The sequence below is a fragment of the Paenibacillus darwinianus genome (assembly GCF_000598065.1).
GTDB classification, from domain to species: domain Bacteria; phylum Bacillota; class Bacilli; order Paenibacillales; family Paenibacillaceae; genus Paenibacillus_I; species Paenibacillus_I darwinianus.
The window spans coordinates 1-4,272 of the sequence record NZ_KK082131.1 but is presented as its reverse complement, the minus strand read 5'-3'; the positions used below and the strand labels follow the sequence as shown (position 1 = coordinate 4,272).

Annotated in this window: 3 protein-coding genes and 1 pseudogene; all 4 read right to left on the bottom strand. The window is 60.2% G+C overall.

Annotated elements, in window-relative coordinates; translation table 11 throughout:
• The coding region (locus BG52_RS02005) for a glycosyltransferase (protein WP_051602272.1) at positions 1 to 1,392 on the bottom strand (1,392 nt) is incomplete at its 3' end.
• 162 nt (positions 1,393 to 1,554) lie between these two features.
• Entirely contained in the window at positions 1,555 to 2,688 is a 1,134-nt protein-coding gene (locus tag BG52_RS02000; protein WP_036580542.1) for a CgeB family protein, read from the bottom strand.
• 6 nt (positions 2,689 to 2,694) lie between these two features.
• On the bottom strand, positions 2,695 to 3,819 hold the full coding sequence (locus BG52_RS01995) for a CgeB family protein (protein ID WP_081793502.1): 1,125 nt from the start codon (positions 3,817 to 3,819) through the stop codon (positions 2,695 to 2,697).
• 222 nt (positions 3,820 to 4,041) lie between these two features.
• A pseudogene (locus BG52_RS16330) lies at positions 4,042 to 4,272 on the bottom strand (hypothetical protein); the annotation flags it as partial.

Below are 4,272 nucleotides of genomic sequence, written 5' to 3'. Positions count from 1 at the left end.
GCGGCGGGCCGGAACGGAACCGGACGCGGGCCGTCCCAACGCTTCGCCCTTCGGCATCGCGGCGATCCAGGGCTGGGGAACCCGGCGCACATCCTCCCACCGGCGGCCGTCCTCCAGAAACGCCTTCTCCGACGAATAAGGCCGCAACAAATCGCCTTCACGCTTGTAAACGACGGGCGAGCTTCCTTTTACGATACAGGTCGAGACCACCGGCAAATCCTTCACGGATTCACAAAAAGCAGCAAGCCGGCTCTGATAGGCGCCGATGCCGAATGCCGCCCCGGCAGACACCCGGTTTCGTTCACCCGTCTCCTGAAGCAGCCTCTCATCGGAGAGCAAACGGAACACCGCTGCGGTGAGCGATTCCACATCGCCGGTCCCAACGCTCCATGCCGCGCTGCCGGTCATCTCGTGAATTTCCGACAAGCCCCCGGAGGCGAAGGAAACGACGGGCTTGCCGAAAGCCATCCCCTCCAGGGCCGTCATGCCGAACCCTTCCGCCCCAAGACTCGGCACCACGACGACATCCATTGCCGGATACACCTGTTCGATGCGCTCGGCAAACCGGATCCAGCGAAAAAGGTCCAGCATCCCGCTCGAACGGGCGATGGCCAGACCGTCTTCAAAATACCCGGCATCCATCGGATTGCCGACGATCAGAAATCTGGCGCAGCGGCAGCGGACGGCAAGCCGGACCGCCATATCCATAAACGCGTGAAACCCCTTGCTCCCATAAATCGTTCCCGCGATAAAGCCGACCAGACGCTGCTCCTCCCCGATACCGAGCTGACTCCTGAGACCCGCCCTGTACAGGGGCCATTGGTCTGGAGCCAGATCTTCCTCGCGCCAGGAGGGCGGGAGCAGGAGCGTCCGCTCCGCGCGCTCATTGCCGAAGGGACGAAGCGTCGCCGCGGATATGCCGACGATCCGGTCGGCATGTCCGGCGATGAAGGCCGCGCATGCCGCCGTATGGGGCGTCTCTTGCAGCACCTCCATGACGGTCCAGATCACGGGAATGCCCATCGCTTTGGCGGCAATGGCGGGCAGCGGATGAACACTTGTATTGACCAGCACGGCATCGGGCTTCAAGCGAAGCAGCAGCGCTATAAGCTCCGGCCAGAACGGCTCGCTCATCCTTCGTTCGATATTCTGCGGCACATGAGGTAAACCGAGATTCAGGGAAGGAATGATAGGGATGTTCAGCATGACAACGGGGATGCCGAGCGCTCTCGCTTGGGCGGCGATCACACCCTCGTTAGATACGACCAGCATGCACGCATAACGCGGGATCAGCTCCCGCATGGTGAAAAACAGCAGCTTCTCCGCCCCCGTAACGTAATCCGGACTGCTGATATGAGAAAACACGAGCAAGCTCGGTTTGGCGTTCCGCATGGCTCATACCCGCATTTGCATGGACCGGGTATAGGTCACCTCCCTTTCGACAGGTAGTACAATATATGAAGAGGAAGCTCCCTCGGCACGACATATCAACCCTTATCAATCGTACAATTAGTCGAGAGGTAGGCTTGTATGCCCGTGCTCGGCGTCTTTGTCCTATTGCTCAAACAGCAGTGACAGCATTCGATCCAGTCGGTTCGCGTACGTATGGTCGCGCATCGTCCGGTATAAACCCCGAAGCGCGATGGCCTGTCTATGTTCCTCGTTCGCGAGATAATAGTCGATCTTCGCGGTAAGCTCTTCTGCGGACGCATAGGTTTCGATCTCAACGCCGGGCACGTAACAGGAGGAAAGCCCATCCCTGATGTCGGTCATCTGCAGCGTCGCGCACGCCGATATTTCGAAGGTGCGCGGATTGGCCGAAACGGCGTTAATCCTCGCCCCGTTTCGGTTGAATTCCGCATCGTAGGGCGAGCGATGCAGATTGATTACGATTTTGGCACCGTTATAAGTCATGGCGGTTTCTTTCGGGTCCATCCATTTATTCAGTTCGATCTGCCGCGCCAGGCGCTTGTAATTTTGCAATCTCTCCCACCAGATGCCGGAAATCCACACATTTTTGCCTTCCAGATAGTCCGTGATGCTGTCGAAAAAATCGACCCGGTTCCAATAGGCGGACCCGACAAAGCAGATGTCCCGCCTTCTTTCCGGCGGCGGATTAAGCGGCCGGAAAACGGCCGGATGAACGCCAAGCGGCAAATGATGAACTCGCCCGCACCCGATCGAGCGGTAGTACTCGACGCATGACTGCTCGAGCGTAAAGACGTCGTCGAAATGCTGGGCCAGAACGGAGGTAATATCCGTATAATAGGGATCGTCCGTAAACCAGATCGCCGTCCGCAGACCGAGCGCACGGATCGCGTCGACTCGCGCGATATCGAAATCCAGCCCGTCCAAGACAAGCACAAGGTCCGGCCGGAGCGCAGCCGCATCCCGGACGACCGTTTCCTTTCTTGTGACTGTGAGTCGCGCAACCATCCCTTTCAGGGTAACCGTGACCGCTTCGTCGAGCGGGGAGTATGGAAACCCTTTGCCGGTCGCGACGAACAGGATGTGCAGCGGCCGTACGGCCGGCATGACCGCGCCGAGACGGACCGCGTGACCGCAGGCGCCGAGACGGTAGCCGTCGCGCCAGCCGGCCGCATAGCCGTCCAGCCGTCCCCTGCTCCAATTCCTTATGCGCGCCAGCCCGATGGATCGGCGATTGCGAATGCGTGATACAGCCGACATTTTTCTCTACTCCTTTCCGCTTCGCTCTTGTTCGTTGTCATAACCAAGCTCGGAGAGCAGCCGGTTGACGCGCGCCGGATACAGGTGCTCGCGCAGCGTGCGCGCCAAACCGCGTGCGGCGATCCGGCCGCGCTCCTCCTCATGCTCCAGATAATGCCTGATTTTGGTCACCAGTTCGGCCGGGCTTTCAAACGTTTCCAGCTCGATGCCGGGCCGGTAATATCGCTCCAGATCCTCACGGCGGTCCGTCAGTTGAAAAGCGCCGCAAGCCGCAATTTCGAACGTTCGCGGATTGATCGATCTGCCCGGCAGCCTGAGCGCGTTCCTGTTGTCAGAACCGGCCTCGGCGGTGCGGTGAACATTGATGACGATCTTGGCGCCGTTGTAGTAGCGGACCGATTCGTCGACAGGCAGCCAGCCGAGCCGGATGGACGGCTTTAATCGGCGGTAGGTTCTCAACCTGTCCCAGAGCCCGCCGAAAATGCGCACGTTAAGCCCCTTAAGGCCGGGCGCAGCCGCGTCGAAGAGGGCTGCACGGTTGCGAAAAGCCTGCCCGATAAAGCATACGTCGCTCCGGTATTCCGGTCCGATCGGCATCGGCTTGAAACGGCCGGCATCTGCGGCAAGCGGCATATAATGAACGTCTCCGCAGCCGATTTGCCGGTACAGGCCGGCCGTACTCAGCTCATGCGTCACGACGGTGTCGTAACGGGGGGCGAGCTTGACCGTCTCCTCCGTCATATAAGGATCGTCTGCGAACCAGACGGCCGTCCGGATGCCGAGAGCCCGGACCGCATCGAGCCGGTCCGGATGGTCGGCCGGGAATACGTGCAGTCCGTTCATAACGAGCACCAGATCGGGCCGGACGAGCGCCGCCTGCTCGTACATCCGCTCCGGACTGGCCGTATAAAGCTCGCTGACGTTCTGTTCGAGACCGTCGGCGACGCCGTCGTCGATCGCTTCAAACCCCTGCGGAACGAATAGCACGCGCAGATTCCGCTTGCGGATGCCATTGGGCAAGGCGGACTCGGATATGGCGCGGCAAACCCCGTCACGCCACCCGCGCGCAAAGCCGTCGCGCAGTCCGGACTCCCGGCCCCTGCCGACCATGCTCATGCGCCGGTCGATCATAGGTGCAACACCGCCGATTTCAATGAGGATACTTACTCGATAACTATATGCTCCCAGCCGTTTGCCTTTATGGTCTCTTGTCCGTTATGCGCATAAAAAGGCGGTTGTCCGTAAACGCGGCTGTCGACCCTCGTTGACAACGCAAAGAAGCATCCTTTCTTCCGCGTTCGGGAGGGAGAGCGGGATGCCTGCGGAGCCGGTTGCCGACGGCTTGCCGCCGCTCTAGGGCTGGCTTTCGTAGATGAGCTGATGCCCGTCCTCGAAGCCTTTGGCAAAGCCGGAATTGTAACCTTCGTTATAGGCTTGGTTGTAGCCTCTTCTGTAAGCCGACACGGCGCGTGCGGTTCTTCTCTTGCGCCGCCGGAGTATTTGTCCCTGTCCGGCGGCTGCGCCCGAACGGCGTGCCAAGCGCTTCTTTTTCACAGGCTTGTGCCGTTTGGGCGCAAGCTTCCG